Here is a 15,211-nt window from a genome sequence, read left to right on the forward strand (position 1 = left end):
GCGAGTATACAACCGCAAGCCTCATGAGCGAACCGTGCATTAGTCGCAGTAGTTTTCATGTACCCATTAGCCGGACTCGGCACTATCATGTGCCCCAGACTTTTTCCCGTTGCGATGACCCATGGCCGACTCAGCTTTCTACTGCCCGCTTTCCCATGAAGGTGTTCTCGCCGTCCGCGGCGTTGATGCCAGCAAATTCCTGCAAGGCCAATTGACTTGCAATCTCGACTACCTGAGCGAAGCCAAAGCGACGCTGGGTGCACGCTGCACGCAAAAGGGCCGCATGCAGTCGAGCTTTCGCATCCTGCTCGAAGGCGATGGCTGCCTGCTGGCAATGGCCACCGAACTGATCGAGCCGCAATTGGCCGATCTGAAGAAGTACGCCGTATTCTCCAAATCGAAACTGACCGATGAGAGCGCCTCATGGGTGCGTTTCGGCCTGCACAACGGCGACGGCGCCTTGGTAAACCTTGGCCTTGACCTCGCTCAAGATACCGATGCAGTTGCTCGCGCCAACGATTTGATCGCGATCCGGGTATCTCCTGCCAGAGCCGAATTGTGGGTCCGCGCCGATCAGGCCGGCGATATTCAAACGCGCCTGGCTGCTCACCTGAGCGAAGGCACACTCAACGATTGGCAGTTGGGTCAGATTCGCGCAGGTATCGGCCAGGTATTCGGCGCCACCCGCGAAGAGTTCATCCCGCAAATGCTCAACTTGCAGGCCGTTGGCGGAGTGAGCTTTAAAAAAGGCTGCTATACGGGCCAGGAAATCGTTGCTCGCATGCAGTACCTCGGCAAGCTCAAGCGCCGTCTTTATCGTCTGACTCTCGCGGATCAAGAACTGCCAGAGCCCGGCGCAGCACTGTTCTCCCCGGTACATGCCAGCGCCGTCGGTAACGTCGTCCTGTCGGCAAAAGCCGAGGATGGTATCGAGTTGCTGGCCGTGCTTCAGGCTGATGCCGTCGAAAATGCCCGGATTCAGCTCGGCTCACCGGAAGGCCCGGCGCTTCAACTGGCTGACTTGCCATACACGCTGGATAGCAAACTCGAAACACAGCGCTGATACAGGCGAACACCTTCACGCTGGAAATGTCTGCATATCTGTCCCGCCTCCGCGCGCCTCAGGCACGACAGTGCGCGGGACTACCCAAACGTCTATGAGATGCGACATGAGCAAGATGGCTGAAGAGGTGCAAAGGAACTTGATCAAGGCGATCGATAGAGACGCTTTGTTCTTGCCTACCCTTCCGGAAGTAGCATTGAAGATTCGCCTCGCGGCTGAGAACACCGAAATCAGCGTTGCCGAGTTGAGCCGCGTGATCGGCAGCGACACCGCCCTTTCAGCACGCTTGATCAAGGTGGTGAATAGCCCGCTGCTACGGCCGAATTTTGAAGTAAGCGACGTCAACACTGCCATTACCCGGCTGGGCGTCAACTACACCTGCAACCTTGCTATCGGGCTAGTGGTGGAACAGATGTTCCATGCCAAGTCCGAAGTAGTGGAAAGCAAATTGCGGGAAATCTGGAGACAGAGCCTGCAAGTGGCAGGGATCAGTTATGCGCTGAGCTACCGCCGCCCTGAACTCAAGCCGGACAAAGCAACGCTCGCCGGATTGATCCATTTGATCGGCGTGCTACCGATCCTGACCTACGCCGAGGATCACTTCGAGCTGCTATCGGACCCGGTCAGCCTCAACCACGTCATCGAAGCCATTCATCCGGTGATCGGTGAACGACTGCTGCGCTCGTGGGACTTCCCTGAGCCATTAGCGACAGTTCCCACACGGTTCCAGGATTTCACACGGGTGTCGAAATCAGCGGACTACATCGACTTGGTACAAATAGCGACCGTGCATATCCACAAAGAGACCGCGCATCCCTATAGCCAGATAGACATGAGCACCCTTCCCGCTTTTCTCCAGCTAGGCCTGGACATGAGCGGCGGTCATCTATGGGCGGAAATGGATGAAGCGAAGATGATGCTTTATTAGGAACGCGATACCGGCACGATCGACATGTAACAGGTCCAGACTAAGTGGGGCCGAATTGATTCGGGAAGACGGTATTTCAGTCTATATAAAGGCTGGATGTACCGACCCCTTCGAGAATAAATTCGCTCCCACAGGAAATTCGAGCTAGCGGGCCAGCACAGAAGCTCCCGCAAAGCCTGCAATACCTTAAGGCCTACTGCGCCGAGATAAAGCTCACCCGCACCTTCAAACCGCCCGCTGCACCATCATGAAGGGTGATCTGCGCCAGATGCGCGCGACATATCTCTCCGACAATCGCCAAGCCCAGACCTGATCCCTTGCCCTGCTGACTACTGCGATAAAAGCGCTCAAACACGCGGTTACGCTCAGCTTCGGGAATACCCGGACCATCATCCTCGACCTCAAGTACGCCCGGTGCGCTGATCCGCAGGATCACGTTGCCACCTGAAGGCGTGTGCGCCAGAGCGTTATCGACAAGGTTACTCAGAAGCTCGTTGAGCAGCGTCGGCTCTCCCTGCAGCCACACAGGTTCGTCCGCCTCCAGCGCCAGGGAAACGCCATGCGCATGTGCCAGCGGCGCCATCGCCATACCCAGCTCGCGGGCCAGTTGACTCAGATCCAGAGTTTGCGCGCCGCCCTCGGCAATGGCCCGAGCACCGTTTTCAATCCGCGCCAAAGAAAGCAGCTGATTCGCCAGATGCGTCAGACGATCGGTGCCTTGTGCCGCAGCTTCAAGGGTGGTGCGCCAATGAGCAGGCTCGGGGTCACGCAGACCCAACTCTACCCTCGCCTTCAGGGCAGCCAGGGGAGTACGCAGTTCATGAGCAGCGTCGGCAATAAATTGCGCCTGCCGTTCGAACTGCTGACGCAGCCGTTCGGTGAAGTGATTGAGCGCATTCACCAATGGGCGTAATTCGTGCTGTACCTCAACCAGCGGCAAGGCACGCAAGTCATCCGGTTGCCGCGCTTCCACTTCAGTGCGCAAGCGTTCCAGAGGCCGCAGTGCGGCGCTGACGGTAAACCAGACCAGCAACAACGCCCCCGCCCCCAACATGCCCAACCGGAGCAAAGTATCAGCCATCAAACTGCGCGCCATGCTGACACGGGCCTCTTCGGTCTCCGCGACACGTATCTCAGCCATGCCATTCATATTCGGCTCGCTGACCGGCTTGAGCAGACTGACCACTCGCACCGATTGCCCCTGATAGCGGGCGGTATAGAAGCTCGCCAACGCTGGATAATCATCGGTGCGCAATGTACCGGGAGGTGGAGGCGGCAGGTTTTCGTAACCGGAAATCAGCTTTCGGTTAATGTCGTTGACCTGGTAATAGATGCGACCCGCGCTGTCATAGGCGAACGTGTCCAGGGCGATGTACGGCACATCGGCGCTCAGTGTCCCATCACGCTGCGAAACCCCGGCAGCAATGGTTCGCGCCGAGGCCAGCAAGGTTCGGTCATACGCGATATCGGCGGCTTCGCGGCCATTCCAGTACGCGCTCAGACCGCTGGCCAGCATCAACACGGTGAGCAGAACGCCCAGGTTCCACAGTAGCCGCCAACGCAGGCTGTTATGGCTGCTCATCGCGGCTTTCCAGCAAATAGCCCAGGCCGCGGAACGTCACGATCGCCACCGGATGTCCATCAAGCTTCTTGCGCAGCCGGTGCACGTAGATTTCGATAGCATCGGGGCTGGCCTCTTCATCCAGACCGAAGACCTGAGAGGCTACTTGCTCCTTACTCATCACTCGTCCCGGCCGGGCAATCAGCGCTTCAAGCACTGCTTGCTCCCGAGAAGTCAGGGTCAGCAATTCGTCGCCCAGAGTGAATCGACGGGTATCCAGATCGTAAGCCAGCACACCACAACGCTGCTGCCGTTCGCCCCCCAGCACACTGCGGCGCAGCAGGGCTTTGACCCGCGCCTCCAACTCTGAAAGCTCGAAAGGTTTGGCCAGATAATCGTCAGCCCCTAGATTGAGGCCGTGAACGCGGTCCTTCACGTCACTGCGCGCTGTCAACATCAGCACGGGCAAGTTCTTGCCTCGTCCGCGCAAACGCGCCAGTACTTCAAAACCATCCATGCGAGGCAGGCCGACATCGAGAATTACCGCGGCATATTCTTCGCTGCTCAATGCCAGATCAGCAGCAACACCATCGTGCAGTACATCGACGGTCAGCCCGGCACTTTTCAGGGCCTGGGCGACGCTCTCGGCTAACTGCAGATGATCTTCAACGAGAAGAACACGCATCGACTTCTCCTGATTGCGTGGCTTTATGGAGCCCGGAGTTTACAGGCGCTTCGCAGGCTGTGAAGCACTGAAACAACTCTAAACTCAATTTAGGTTGCTATTGAAAGGTAGCTGAAAGGTTTATGAAAGTTTCGCTGGTTAGGATCGCGAAAACGTCCGTTTCAATGGGCGTATAGAAAAGCGTCACGATGCGCTTTCACAATAAGAACAAGAACGGAGTCGACCATGACACAGCCAATGTCCAGGGCTATCGCGCCCGCATGCAATTCTCATCCCGCCGTATTCGCCTTGACCGGTCGCTGCACGCACTTCAGTGCTGGCGCCTTCTCGTTGCCCTTCGATATTCATTCACTGCGATGAAGCCGCTTACTGGCCTGCCCTTTCGTGGCTGCCTGTAAAACCGAATCGAACACTGCTTCACACCCAAAAACAAAAATCTGGAGACTGACCATGACCTTATCCTTGCGTCGTTTCGCACTGGCTGCTGGCTGCATGATGCTCGCCACGCAACTGTTCGCGGCCGATGAACCCAAACGCCCTGAATGTATCGCCCCGGCCTCGCCAGGTGGCGGCTTCGACTTGACCTGCAAACTGGTGCAAAGCGCGCTGATCAACGAGAAAATTCTCACCAAACCGATGCGTGTGACCTACATGCCCGGTGGTGTTGGCGCTGTGGCCTACAACGCAGTCGTCGCTCAGCGCCCTGCTGATGCAGGCACGCTGGTGGCTTGGTCGAGCGGTTCACTGCTGAACCTGGCGCAAGGCAAGTTCGGACGTTTTGACGAGGGCGCTGTGCGCTGGCTCGCCGCAGTAGGTACCAGCTACGGCGCCATCGCAGTGAAGAGCGATTCGCCTTACAAATCCCTCGACGACCTGGTCAAGGCGCTGAAGGCCGACCCAAGCAAAGTCGTGATTGGTTCGGGCGGCACCGTGGGCAGCCAGGACTGGATGCAGACTGCATTGATTGCCAAAGCCGCCGGGATCAACCCGCGTGACCTGCGTTATGTCGCCCTGGAAGGCGGCGGTGAAATTGCCACTGCGCTGCTTGGCGGACACATTCAAGTGGGCAGCACGGACATCTCCGACTCCATGCCGCATATCCTCAGCGGCGACATGCGTCTGCTGGCCGTGTTCTCCGAGAAGCGTCTGGACGAGCCGGAAATGAAAAACATTCCGACCGCCAAAGAGCAAGGCTACGACATCGTCTGGCCAGTGGTTCGCGGCTTCTACCTTGGGCCAAAAGTCACCGATGCCGAATACGACTGGTGGAAAGCCGCGTTCGACAAGCTGCTGGCCTCGGAAGATTTCGCCAAGCTGCGTGACCAGCGTGAATTGTTCCCGTTCGCCATGACCGGTGCAGAGCTGGACACCTATGTGAAGAAACAGGTTGCTGACTACAAGAACCTGGCCAAGGAATTCGGCCTGATTCAGTGATCGATCGACTGACTAGCGGTTGCAGCTGCCTGCGCGGCAGCGCAACCCGGGAGTTTTCACCATGGTGATCCAACGTATTTTCGCCGCTGTACTGCTGCTGGTCTGTGCGGGCCTGGCAGTCATGGCCTGGCCTTATCAGGCACCGTTTTCCTACGAGCCGGTTGGCCCTCGGGCGTTTCCCCTGCTGATGCTGGGGCTGATGAGCCTGGCTTTGGTTTACATGCTGTTGCGCCCGGCTCCCATCGTACACACCGAAGAAGAGCCCGCACTGGACCGCGAGACCATCATCAAGATCGTGGCCTGCGTGGTCTTGCTGCTGATCTTTGCCGGCACCTTTGAACCGCTGGGTTTCATCCTCAGCAGCATTTCGATCGGCATCCCGATGGCTCGTCTGTATGGCGGCCGCTGGTTGCCCAGCGTGATCGTGGTGATTCTGATGAGCGTCGGCCTTTACCTGCTGTTCGATAAAGCCATGGACGTTCCGTTGCCCCTGGGCCTGCTCGACGTTCTGGAGAACTAATCAATGGATACTTTCAGCTACCTGGGCCAGGGCTTCGGCGTTGCGCTGACTCCCTACAACCTCATTACCGCACTGTGCGGGACGCTGATCGGTACCGTGGTCGGGCTGTTGCCAGGCCTGGGGCCCATCAACGGTGTCGCGCTATTGATCCCGATTGCCTTTGCTTTGGGCCTGCCGCCAGAATCGGCGCTGATCCTGTTGGCAGCGGTTTACCTAGGCTGTGAATACGGCGGCCGGATCAGCTCGATTCTGCTGAACATTCCAGGCGAAGCATCGACCGTCATGACCACCCTCGACGGCTACCCAATGGCACGTCAGGGTCTGGCAGGCGTTGCCTTGTCGCTGTCGGCATGGAGCTCGTTCATCGGTGCCTTTATCGCCACTTGCGGCATGGTGCTGTTCGCGCCCCTGCTGGCGAAATGGGCGATCGCCTTCGGACCTGCGGAATATTTCGTACTGATGGTGTTTGCCATTGTCTGTCTCGGCGGCATGGCGGGTGATCGTCCCGTCAAAACCTTTATTGCGGCTTTGATCGGGCTGTTCCTGTCGGCGGTCGGCATCGACGCCAACAGCGGCGTGTATCGTTTCACCGGTGACAACATCCACCTCACCGACGGCATCCAGTTTGTAGTGTTGGTTCTCGGTCTGTTCTCCATCAGCGAGATCCTGTTGCTGCTGGAAAAAACCCACCGCGGTCAGGAAGCCGTACAGGCTACGGGGCGCATGCTCTTCAACCTGAAGGAAGCGGGCGCGGTGTTCGTGGTCAATATCCGGTGCGGTTTGCTGGGTTTCATCATGGGCGTATTGCCAGGTGCCGGTGCGACACTGGCCAGTGCCGTGGCGTACATGACCGAAAAACGCATGGCAGGTGCCAGTGGCAAGTTTGGCCAGGGCGACATGCGTGGTCTGGCAGCACCGGAAACCGCGATTGGCGCTTCGGCGTGCGGCGCGTTGGTACCAATGCTGACTCTGGGTGTACCAGGTTCGGGAACCACTGCGGTAATGATCGGTGCGCTGTCGCTTTACAACATCACACCGGGGCCGATGCTATTCCAACAGCAACCAGACATCGTCTGGGGTCTGATCGCTTCCTTGTTCATCGCCAACGTCATGCTGGTGATCCTCAACATTCCGATGATCCGTATCTTCACCCGCATCCTCAACGTGCCTAACTGGGCACTGGTGCCGGTGATCGCGATCATTACCGGGATTGGCGTCTATGCAGTACACGCGACCACCTTCGACCTGTTCCTGATGGTCGGTATTGGTATCTTCGGTTACATCCTGCGCAAGCTGGACTTCCCGTTGTCGCCGATCCTGCTGGGCTTCATCCTCGGCGGTCTGATGGAACAGAACCTGCGCCGCGCCCTGTCGATCTCCAACGGTGCGATGGAAATTCTGTGGTCCAGTCCAATTACCATTGGCGTTTGGGTGCTGACCATTTTCATGCTGCTGTTCCCGATCATTCGTATCTGGCGCAAGCGCTCTGCCCAGCGCAGTGCAGCGACCAGTGTCTGATCGACCGTTAAAAAGCTGGTGGGCGACACCGCTGGTCGGCCTGGCTGGCGGTTACCTCGCCAGCCTGGTCGGCTGGCCTCTTCCCTGGATGGTCGGCTCGCTATTGGCGATCATCCTCGTCCGCTGCCTGACACCGTGGCAACTGGCTGAAATCCCCGGCGGCCGCAAATGCGGCCAATGGATTGTCGGCATCGGTATTGGCTTGCACTTCACGCCCGTCGTGATCGACCAAGTCATGGCGCATTTCGGGCTGATTTTTCTCGCTGCACTGATTACCAGTCTTTCCAGTGTCGTCGGCGTGTGGCTCATGCTTCGTACCGGAGAGGACCGTGCAACGGCGTTCTTCTCCAGCATGCCCGGCGGCTCGGGTGAAATGGTCAACCTCGGTTCACGCAATGGCGCCATCCTCAGCAGCGTTGCCGCAGGGCAAAGCCTGCGGGTACTGATGGTGGTGCTTTGCGTTCCGGCGATATTCAAATACCTGATGGGCGAAGGCACGCCAATCGTCCATGCCGGAAGCGTCAACTGGCTGTGGCTGGCGCTCTTGTTCCCGCTTGGGGCGGCAGTGGCCTGGCTCTGGCAACGATTGAAGCAGCCGAACCCGTGGTTATTCGGCCCACTGCTGGTGAGCGCGATCATCAGCGTCAGCTTCGACCTGCATATTGGCTTACCGGACGGCAGTAGCCAGATTGGCCAGTGGCTGATCGGCAGCGGACTGGGTTGTCATTTCAACCGTCAGTTCTTTCGCCGCGCGCCGTCCTTTATAGGCCGGACCCTGCTCGGCACCGCCCTGACCATGCTCATCGCCGCCCTCGCCGCTTTTGCACTGGCTACTGCTACCCACCTGGATCTGCGCTCACTGACCCTGGGCATGATGCCTGGCGGTATTGCTGAAATGAGCCTGACAGCAGAAGTGCTGCAACTCTCAGTGCCATTGGTGACTGCGATGCAGGTGATGAGGTTGTTGTTCGTACTGTTTCTGGCTGAGCCGATTTTTCGGTATTGGCATCGGCGGGCTGGAGATTAGCATTTTCTGTAGGAGCTGCCGAAGGCTGCGAAACGATTTCCATGTCACATCGCCTTCGCAGCCTTCGGCAGCTCCTACAAAAGAGGTGATCTCATCACTCCTGTGGCAATCGCCACTCGATCGGCGCCATACCATTCTGTTCCAGATACTTGTTCGCCCGGCTGAAGTGCCCGCAACCCAGAAAGCCTTTATAGGCCGACAGAGGCGATGGATGCACTGAGGTCAGAACGAGATGCTTGGTGGCATCCACCAGTTTCTGTTTGCTCTGCGCATGGGCGCCCCACAGCATGAACACCAGATGCGGCTGCTCGGCGCTGACCGTTTCGATGACTTTATCGGTGAAATGCTGCCAGCCCTTACCCGCGTGTGAAGCGGCGTTGGCACGCTCCACGGTCAGCGTGGTGTTGAGCATCAACACCCCTTGATCGGCCCAGGATTGCAAGTGACCGTGACGAGGAATATCAATGTTCAGGTCGCGCTTGAGCTCTTTATAGATGTTGACCAGCGAGGGTGGCGCAGGTACGCCAGGCTGGACCGAAAAGCACAGCCCGTGTGCCTGGCCGGGACCGTGGTAAGGATCCTGCCCCAGAATGACCACCTTGACCTTGTCCAGCGGCGTTGAATTCAGCGCATTGAAAATCAACGGACCCGGCGGGTAGATTTCCTTGCCTGCGGCATGCTCCTGACGCAGGAACTCGCGCAACTGGCCCATGTAAGGTTTTTCGAATTCCTCACGCAGCGCGTGCTTCCAGCTGGGTTCAAGTTTGATACGGTCATCGCTTGTCATGGTCACACCCTGAAATCAATGCGCGGACACTAGGAAAGCTGGCCGCCAATGTCAAATCAGCGCGTCGCGCCCTGCCCTTTCCTACACTGAGCCTCATGCAACTTAACCCGACGCAGAACTATCACACCTGTGTTGGATACATGCATTGCCCTCGAGAGGTCACGATGAATCTGCAATTTGAAGAATTTCCGGCTCAGGATGGCGCCCGTATCGGCATCGCCACCCTGGACGCCGAACAATCACTGAATGCGCTGTCATTGCCCATGATCCTCGCCCTACAGGATCGACTTGATGCCTGGGCCAGCAATGAAAAAATCGTCTGCGTGCTTTTACGCGGTAATGGCGCAAAGGCCTTTTGTGCCGGGGGCGACGTACGTTCGCTGGTTGATCAATGTCGTGAACATCCCGGCGAAGTGCCGCCACTCGCCGCCAGCTTCTTCGCCGCCGAGTATCGGCTCGACTACAGCCTGCACACCTATCCGAAACCGCTGATCTGTTGGGGCCACGGCTACGTGCTCGGGGGCGGCATGGGCCTGTTGCAAGGCGCAAGCACGCGAATTGTGACGCCGAGCAGTCGGCTGGCCATGCCGGAAATCAGCATAGGGCTGTTTCCAGACGTCGGCGCCAGTTGGTTCCTGTCACGCCTGCCCGGCAAGCTCGGCCTGTTCCTGGGTCTGACCGGCGCTCACATCAATGCTCACGACGCGCTCGACCTGGATCTGGCTGATCGCTTCATGCTTGATGAGCAGCAGGAGGATTTGATCGAAGGGCTGCAGCAATTGAACTGGCAAGAGCAAACGTCTATCCAGCTCAATAGCCTGCTCAAAGCCCTGCAACACGAAGCCCTCAGCCAACTGCCCGAGGCGCAATGGCTACCACGTCGGGCGCAGATTGACGAATTGCTCGACGTCGGCAACCTGCCCTGCGCGTGGAATGCAATCAGCCATTTGCAGCACAGCGATGACGCTCTGCTGACCCGCGCCGCGAAAAACCTGACGCAGGGTTGCCCACTGACCGCGCACCTGGTCTGGGAACAAATCCAGCGCGCCCGCCACATGTCCTTGGCCGAGGTGCTGCAAATGGAGTACGCCATCAGCCTGAACTGTTGCCGCCACCCGGAATTCAGCGAAGGCGTACGTGCGCGGCTCATCGACAAGGACAACGCGCCCCACTGGCATTGGCAGGACGTCGCAACGATTCCGTTGGCGGTGATTGATGCGCACTTCAGCAAGGTGTGGGAAGGCCGGCATCCGTTGGCGGATTTGTCAGGGTATTGATTTTCTGTTCGAAGCCGCGAGCCGAGCTCAGTTTGACCTCCTTTTTATGAGCGACTAGAATCAGTCGCAGAGAATGGAGGCTGGATGTCAAAGCAAGAAAAGCTGCTCGCCAAGCTACTGAACAGGCAATCGGGATTCAGCTGGCCAGAAGTGGTCGCGCTATTGAAAGGCTTCGGCTACAGGCAAATAGAAGGTGATGGCAGCCGCGTAAAATTTGATAACGGCAATGTTCAAGCCATGATAAACCTGCATCGCCCTCATCCGGGTAATGAAATAAAAGCATACGTTAAGCGACAGGTTATCGAGCATTTGAAAGCGGGAGGTTTGATTTCATGAGTACGCTGCTACAGCACCGGGGCTATTACGGTTCAATTGAAGCCAGCCCTGAAGATAACTGCCTGTTCGGAAAACTTCAGTTCATACGCGCATTGGTGAGCTACGAGGGCGAGACCGTCGCGGAGCTATCGCAGTCCTTTCGCACCGCAGTCGATGACTATCTCGATACCTGCTCAGCGCTGGGTCAGGATCCAGAATTGCCGTGCAAAGGTTCGTTCAATGTAAGAGTCGGGCATGACCTGCACTTGGCAGCCAGCGTTGCCGCGACCCGCGATAAAATTTCGCTTAATGACCTGACACGTAAAGCGCTACGCGAGTATCTGAGTCACCATGCGTAACTTCAAAGCTGCACATTAATAAATGTGATGAACAGATAGTCGAACAGACAAAAAACGGCGCCCCAAGGAGCGCCGTTTCTGATTCACCTACCGATGCCCGCCTCGACCATCGCCACCGCGACCGCCTCGACCGTCACCTCGCCCACCGCCCCTGCCGGGACCGCCGTGGCCTCTCCCATCACCATGACCATCGCCCCACGAAGGCCCCGGCCGGCCTGGACTGCCGCGGTAGTCATTCCGCGGCGGATGGCGATAGCCGGGGTTGCCGCGGTAGCGGTTGTCGCCCCAACCGTAGCCGGGTGGACGGCCTGGCTGGTAATAGCGCGGCACCGGTGGTGGCGCGTAATAGCGCACCGGTGGAGGTGAGTAATAACGCACCGGTGGCGCAGAATAGTAGCGTGGCTGCGGTGCTACGTAGATGCGCTGCTCCTGATAATAATTAGAGCGATAACCGTTGTCGTAAGAATAGATTTCAGTGGCGCCGTAGGTGGTCGGCAGCGCCGTCACCCGGGAAGAATAGTAGCCTGAGTCGGTGTAGCAACCTGCAAGACTCAGGGCCAGCAAAACGATGAGCAAGGTTCGTCGATACATGGCGGCCTCCTGGACCGCGATAGGGCACACACCAGCGACGCTGGTCGGCATCTGACCAAATGCGACAGACGAAAATAGGACATTAAAAAGACCATCCAGTGCCCTGATCCGCCTGTCACCTGACGAGCTGCCGCCCCATCGCAGTGCGCTGCGCACCATGTGACAGCAAAAAAATTGCACGCTGTGAGCAGTCAATATCGCTACCGGCCACAGCGGTCGGGCTTCCCCGCGACTTGGCACAACTCTCGCTTAGCAAACCTTGTGCAGGAGTCAACTCAGGTTCGCGGCACCACAATTTGCAATAGCTGACTAGGGTTCCGGCTCGCCTCTGGCGAGTGGCTGGTCCGAGAGTTGGCGACCTCCAGTAGAGGTTACACGGCGGGATAAAAGCCCGGGAGACAGGACACCAGTGGTGTCGCGTGACTCCTGACCGCCTTTCTTTCGCTACTGGAGGTAAACACATGCAAAAGTCCCGTCTATCAGGTCTGCTCTGCGCTGGCCTCATCGCTGCATTAAGCCTCTCTCCGGCACACGCCGCCGTTAAAAAAGAATTCAACGTTTGCTGGACGATTTATGCCGGCTGGATGCCTTGGGAATACGCAGGCACTCAAGGCATCGTCGACAAGTGGGCGAAGAAGTACGACATCAAAATCGATGTCACCCAGCTCAACGACTACGTCGAATCCATTAACCAGTACACCGCTGGCCAGTTCGATGGCTGCACCATGACCAACATGGACGCGCTGACCATCCCGGCAGCAGGCGGCGTGGAAAGCACCGCGCTAGTGGTCAGTGACTTCTCCAACGGTAACGACGGCATCGTGATCAAAGGCGCTGGCAAGAAAGTCGCCGACCTCAAAGGCATGGACGTCAATCTGGTAGAGCTCTCCGTTTCCCACTACCTCTTGGCCCGCGCGCTGGACAGCGTCGACCTGGCTGAAAAAGACCTGAAAGTCGTCAATACATCCGATGCGGATATCTCGGCCGCCTTCAACACCGATGACGTGCAAGCCGTCACCACCTGGAACCCTATGCTGGCCGACATCAAGGCCAAGCCCGGCGTCACTGAAGTGTTCAACTCCAGCCAGATCCCTGGCGAGATCATGGACATGATGGTGGTTAACACTCAAACCCTGAAAGACAATCCGGCACTGGGCAAAGCCCTCACCGGCGCTTGGTTTGAAGTGGTCGCCCTGATGAACGCGAAAAATGCCCAGAGCAAAGCCGCTCTTGAGCACATGGCCAAAGCTTCAGGCACGGATCTGGCCGGTTTCCAGGCGCAACTGGACACCACCAAACTCTTCGCAACCCCCAAGGAAGCGCTTGAATTCGCCACCAGCAAACAGCTGCCGGACACCATGCGTAAAGTCGCCAACTTCTCCTTCGAACACGGCCTGCTCGGTGAGGGTGCCAAGGACTCCAGTGCAGTGGGTATGACCTTCGCCAATGGCGTGACTTCCGGTGACAAGGCCAACCAGAAGCTGCACTTCGATCCGAGTTACGTGCAGATGGCTGCCGACGGCAAGTTGTAATCCGCGTCCCGCTCAAAGGTCATTGCCATGCGTTTGATAAATCGCCGCCCGGATCGCGCCAGTCGCTTGATCCTGGTGCTCCTGCCGTTTGCCTTGTTGCTGTTCGCCTATTTCACGGGCTCGGCAACACGGCTGACGGAAAACCCCAACGACAAGCTGCTCCCCAGCGCGGTACAGATGGCCGATGCAGTTAAACGCATGGCCTTCACCGAGGACCAACGCAGCGGCGGCTATTTGCTGTGGCAGGACACCGGTTCCAGTCTGCAACGTTTGGGTATCGGCCTGGGCATCAGCGCTTTGCTGGGCCTGTGCCTGGGCATTGCCTCGGGGATTCTGCCGTTGTTCGGCGCGCCTTTGTCGCCGCTGCTGACGGTGCTGTCGATGGTGCCGCCGCTGGCGATTCTGCCGATTCTGTTCATTGTTTTCGGGTTGGGCGAGCTGTCGAAAGTGATGCTGATCGTGATCGGCATCACGCCGATTCTCGCCCGCGACCTTGAACAGCGCGCCCGGGAAATTCCCGTCGAATTGCTGATCAAGGCGCAGACCCTGGGCGCGTCGACCTGGACGCTGATCCTGCGGGTCATCCTGCCGCAACTGCTGCCACGTCTGCTGATTGCGGTGCGACTGGTGCTCGGTTCGGCGTGGCTGTTCCTGATTGCCGCCGAAGCCATCGCCTCCACCGATGGCCTGGGCTATCGGATCTTTCTGGTGCGGCGTTACCTGGCCATGGACGTGATTCTGCCTTACGTGGTCTGGATCACCCTCCTCGCCTGGCTGATGGACTGGGGCCTGAAAACCCTGACCCGTAAAGCCTTTCCCTGGTACGAGGGGGCACGCGGATGAGCTTCATTTCAGTCAATAACGTCTGGCAGCAATACGACGATCTGGTGGTACTGGAAGGCCTGAATCTGAGCGTCGCTGAAGGTGAGTTCTGCACACTGGTGGGCGCTTCGGGCTGCGGCAAGTCAACCTTTCTGCGCCTGTTGCTGGGTCAGGAAGTCGCCAGTAAAGGCAGCATCACCCTGGACGGCAAGGCACTGGCGAACGAACCGGATGCCAGTCGCGGCGTGGTGTTCCAACGCTACTCGGTGTTCCCGCATCTTTCGGTGCTGGATAACGTCGCGCTGGGCCTGGAACTGCCGCGCTCGGCACTGCTCGGCCGGTTGTTTGGCACCGCCAAGCGCGAAGCCAGGGAACAGGCTGCACAGCTGCTGCAAAAAGTCGGCCTCGGTCACGCGCTGGATAAATACCCCGCGCAGCTGTCTGGCGGCATGCAACAGCGTTTGGCAATCGCTCAAGCGCTGATCATGAAACCTCGGGTGCTGCTGCTCGACGAGCCGTTCGGCGCCCTCGACCCCGGCATTCGCAAAGACATGCACGCTTTGCTGCTGGAGCTGTGGCGCGAAACCCGACTGACCGTGTTCATGGTCACTCACGACCTGTCCGAAGGCTTCAACCTCGGCACCCGGCTTTTGGTTTTCGACAAAGTACGCATCGACCCTCACACACCCGGCGCTTATGGCGCGCGCATCACTTACGACATTCCCCTGAACAGCGACCGCCGCGCCGCACGCGCCGCGATTGATTCGCTGCAACAGGCTTAAAGGACATTGC

The 15,211-nt window shown here is 58.2% G+C and carries 16 protein-coding genes and 1 riboswitch; of the genes, 12 read left to right on the forward strand and 4 right to left on the reverse strand.

Going from position 1 to position 15,211, the window contains the following annotated elements:
* Window positions 1–121: 121 nt before the first annotated feature.
* Together ABRP31_RS21580 and ABRP31_RS21585 are read left to right on the forward strand one after the other, a co-directional pair.
* Complete coding sequence (locus tag ABRP31_RS21580; RefSeq protein WP_087264695.1) at window positions 122–1,063, forward strand: folate-binding protein YgfZ; 942 nt, start codon at window positions 122–124, stop codon at window positions 1,061–1,063.
* 106 nt (window positions 1,064–1,169) lie between these two features.
* A complete protein-coding gene (locus ABRP31_RS21585) occupies window positions 1,170–1,991 on the forward strand; it encodes an HDOD domain-containing protein (protein ID WP_087264696.1) in 822 nt (273 codons plus the stop codon).
* Window positions 1,992–2,184: 193 nt separating this feature from the next.
* On the opposite strand, the gene ABRP31_RS21590 is transcribed toward ABRP31_RS21585, so the two are convergent.
* A complete protein-coding gene (locus tag ABRP31_RS21590) occupies window positions 2,185–3,573 on the reverse strand; it encodes a sensor histidine kinase N-terminal domain-containing protein (RefSeq protein ID WP_349969810.1) in 1,389 nt (462 codons plus the stop codon).
* Window positions 3,560–4,237 (reverse strand): response regulator, encoded by a 678-nt coding sequence (locus ABRP31_RS21595; protein WP_087264698.1) that lies wholly within the window; start codon window positions 4,235–4,237, stop codon window positions 3,560–3,562. The genes ABRP31_RS21590 and ABRP31_RS21595 overlap by 14 nt, the downstream gene beginning before the upstream one ends.
* A gap of 444 nt (window positions 4,238–4,681) precedes the next feature.
* On the opposite strand from ABRP31_RS21595, the gene ABRP31_RS21600 reads away from it, so the two are divergent.
* The 4 genes from ABRP31_RS21600 (at window position 4,682) to ABRP31_RS21615 (ending at window position 8,736) form a co-directional block, all read left to right on the forward strand.
* On the forward strand, window positions 4,682–5,671 hold the full coding sequence (locus ABRP31_RS21600) for a tripartite tricarboxylate transporter substrate binding protein (RefSeq protein ID WP_167384308.1): 990 nt from the start codon (window positions 4,682–4,684) through the stop codon (window positions 5,669–5,671).
* A gap of 61 nt (window positions 5,672–5,732) precedes the next feature.
* The gene (locus ABRP31_RS21605; RefSeq protein WP_349969808.1) at window positions 5,733–6,191 is read left to right on the forward strand and encodes a tripartite tricarboxylate transporter TctB family protein; all 459 of its coding nucleotides are present in this window, start codon (window positions 5,733–5,735) and stop codon (window positions 6,189–6,191) included.
* A gap of 3 nt (window positions 6,192–6,194) precedes the next feature.
* A complete protein-coding gene (locus ABRP31_RS21610; RefSeq protein WP_087264701.1) occupies window positions 6,195–7,709 on the forward strand; it encodes a tripartite tricarboxylate transporter permease in 1,515 nt (504 codons plus the stop codon).
* The gene (locus ABRP31_RS21615; RefSeq protein WP_349969806.1) at window positions 7,702–8,736 is read left to right on the forward strand and encodes an AbrB family transcriptional regulator; all 1,035 of its coding nucleotides are present in this window, start codon (window positions 7,702–7,704) and stop codon (window positions 8,734–8,736) included. The genes ABRP31_RS21610 and ABRP31_RS21615 overlap by 8 nt, the downstream gene beginning before the upstream one ends.
* A gap of 94 nt (window positions 8,737–8,830) precedes the next feature.
* Here ABRP31_RS21615 and ung read toward each other — a convergent pair whose 3' ends face one another.
* Window positions 8,831–9,523 carry a uracil-DNA glycosylase gene (gene ung / locus ABRP31_RS21620; protein ID WP_349969805.1) on the reverse strand — a complete coding sequence of 231 codons (693 nt, stop codon included), beginning with the start codon at window positions 9,521–9,523 and terminating at the stop codon, window positions 8,831–8,833.
* A 164-nt stretch (window positions 9,524–9,687) separates the two neighbouring features.
* Between ung and ABRP31_RS21625 the strand changes: the two genes are divergently transcribed.
* The 3 genes from ABRP31_RS21625 to ABRP31_RS21635 all read left to right on the forward strand — a co-directional run bounded on the left by ABRP31_RS21625 (window position 9,688) and on the right by ABRP31_RS21635 (window position 11,474).
* Entirely contained in the window at window positions 9,688–10,800 is a 1,113-nt protein-coding gene (locus tag ABRP31_RS21625) for an enoyl-CoA hydratase/isomerase family protein (RefSeq protein WP_349969803.1), read from the forward strand.
* Window positions 10,801–10,884: 84 nt separating this feature from the next.
* The gene (locus ABRP31_RS21630; protein ID WP_349969801.1) at window positions 10,885–11,136 is read left to right on the forward strand and encodes a type II toxin-antitoxin system HicA family toxin; all 252 of its coding nucleotides are present in this window, start codon (window positions 10,885–10,887) and stop codon (window positions 11,134–11,136) included.
* Window positions 11,133–11,474, forward strand: a complete 342-nt coding sequence (locus ABRP31_RS21635) for a type II toxin-antitoxin system HicB family antitoxin (RefSeq protein WP_349969799.1) — start codon at window positions 11,133–11,135, stop codon at window positions 11,472–11,474. Before ABRP31_RS21630 ends, ABRP31_RS21635 begins: the two co-directional genes overlap by 4 nt.
* An 87-nt stretch (window positions 11,475–11,561) precedes the next feature.
* On the opposite strand, the gene ABRP31_RS21640 is transcribed toward ABRP31_RS21635, so the two are convergent.
* Window positions 11,562–11,981 (reverse strand): hypothetical protein, encoded by a 420-nt coding sequence (locus ABRP31_RS21640; protein WP_372489463.1) that lies wholly within the window; start codon window positions 11,979–11,981, stop codon window positions 11,562–11,564.
* Between the two features lie 382 nt (window positions 11,982–12,363).
* Window positions 12,364–12,465: riboswitch (guanidine-I (ykkC/yxkD leader) on the forward strand.
* A 61-nt stretch (window positions 12,466–12,526) separates the two neighbouring features.
* Between ABRP31_RS21640 and ABRP31_RS21645 the strand changes: the two genes are divergently transcribed.
* Genes ABRP31_RS21645 through ABRP31_RS21655 form a run of 3 tightly spaced genes read left to right on the forward strand, consistent with a single transcriptional unit; the run spans window position 12,527 to window position 15,201 of the window.
* A complete protein-coding gene (locus tag ABRP31_RS21645; protein WP_349969797.1) occupies window positions 12,527–13,597 on the forward strand; it encodes a putative urea ABC transporter substrate-binding protein in 1,071 nt (356 codons plus the stop codon).
* A gap of 27 nt (window positions 13,598–13,624) precedes the next feature.
* A complete protein-coding gene (locus ABRP31_RS21650) occupies window positions 13,625–14,440 on the forward strand; it encodes an ABC transporter permease (RefSeq protein ID WP_349969795.1) in 816 nt (271 codons plus the stop codon).
* Window positions 14,437–15,201, forward strand: coding sequence for an ABC transporter ATP-binding protein (locus ABRP31_RS21655; protein ID WP_349969794.1), 765 nt, complete (start codon window positions 14,437–14,439; stop codon window positions 15,199–15,201). The genes ABRP31_RS21650 and ABRP31_RS21655 overlap by 4 nt, the downstream gene beginning before the upstream one ends.
* The last annotated feature ends 10 nt before the right edge of the window (window positions 15,202–15,211 follow it).

Source organism: Pseudomonas caspiana, from assembly GCF_040224095.2.
In the GTDB taxonomy this organism is placed as follows: Bacteria; Pseudomonadota; Gammaproteobacteria; order Pseudomonadales; family Pseudomonadaceae; genus Aquipseudomonas; species Aquipseudomonas caspiana.

What these genes read in the sequence shown, in the direction of transcription:
- ABRP31_RS21645 (WP_349969797.1), top strand. Translation starts at nt 12,527, where the DNA reads ATGCAAAAGTCCCGTCTATCAGGTCTGCTCTGCGCTGGCCTCATCGCT.
- ABRP31_RS21630 (WP_349969801.1), top strand. Translation starts at nt 10,885, where the DNA reads ATGTCAAAGCAAGAAAAGCTGCTCGCCAAGCTACTGAACAGGCAATCG.
- ABRP31_RS21590 (WP_349969810.1), bottom strand. Translation starts at nt 3,573, where the DNA reads ATGAGCAGCCATAACAGCCTGCGTTGGCGGCTACTGTGGAACCTGGGC.
- ABRP31_RS21580 (WP_087264695.1), top strand. Translation starts at nt 122, where the DNA reads ATGGCCGACTCAGCTTTCTACTGCCCGCTTTCCCATGAAGGTGTTCTC.
- ABRP31_RS21635 (WP_349969799.1), top strand. Translation starts at nt 11,133, where the DNA reads ATGAGTACGCTGCTACAGCACCGGGGCTATTACGGTTCAATTGAAGCC.
- ABRP31_RS21655 (WP_349969794.1), top strand. Translation starts at nt 14,437, where the DNA reads ATGAGCTTCATTTCAGTCAATAACGTCTGGCAGCAATACGACGATCTG.
- ABRP31_RS21650 (WP_349969795.1), top strand. Translation starts at nt 13,625, where the DNA reads ATGCGTTTGATAAATCGCCGCCCGGATCGCGCCAGTCGCTTGATCCTG.
- ABRP31_RS21605 (WP_349969808.1), top strand. Translation starts at nt 5,733, where the DNA reads ATGGTGATCCAACGTATTTTCGCCGCTGTACTGCTGCTGGTCTGTGCG.
- ABRP31_RS21595 (WP_087264698.1), bottom strand. Translation starts at nt 4,237, where the DNA reads ATGCGTGTTCTTCTCGTTGAAGATCATCTGCAGTTAGCCGAGAGCGTC.
- ung (WP_349969805.1), bottom strand. Translation starts at nt 9,523, where the DNA reads ATGACAAGCGATGACCGTATCAAACTTGAACCCAGCTGGAAGCACGCG.
- ABRP31_RS21625 (WP_349969803.1), top strand. Translation starts at nt 9,688, where the DNA reads ATGAATCTGCAATTTGAAGAATTTCCGGCTCAGGATGGCGCCCGTATC.
- ABRP31_RS21610 (WP_087264701.1), top strand. Translation starts at nt 6,195, where the DNA reads ATGGATACTTTCAGCTACCTGGGCCAGGGCTTCGGCGTTGCGCTGACT.
- ABRP31_RS21585 (WP_087264696.1), top strand. Translation starts at nt 1,170, where the DNA reads ATGAGCAAGATGGCTGAAGAGGTGCAAAGGAACTTGATCAAGGCGATC.